1 protein-coding gene is annotated in these 279 nt (G+C 33.0%); it reads right to left on the bottom strand.

Annotation, left to right across the window (positions count from 1 at the left end):
- On the bottom strand, positions 1–279 hold a 279-nt coding region (locus tag SB658_RS23355; protein WP_410602664.1), incomplete at both ends, for an MFS transporter.

Raw genomic sequence — 279 nt, 5'->3', positions numbered from 1 at the left:
AATCATTAATACAACTATCGCGATAACAGTAATACATAATGCCGGGAGTATGATAAATACTTCTCCATACTTATCTAATAGTTTTCCTGAAATTGGTCTTACAATCGTTAAAGCAACTGCATATACAAGAAAGAATGTCCCAGGATTCACATCGATTGAAGATGCAAATAGCGGTAAAAACGTCGTAATCCCTCCATATGCAAATGATAAAAAGAAAACTACAATTGTAATGGATAGAACCGATTTTTCAAACAACTGCATTTTCCCTTTTTCTTTTTG

The sequence above is a fragment of the Bacillus sp. SIMBA_008 genome (assembly GCF_046535495.1).
Lineage (GTDB): Bacteria > Bacillota > Bacilli > Bacillales > Bacillaceae > Bacillus > Bacillus subtilis.
The sequence above is the reverse complement of the archived record's forward strand: the minus strand, read 5'-3'. Positions and strand labels throughout refer to the sequence as shown.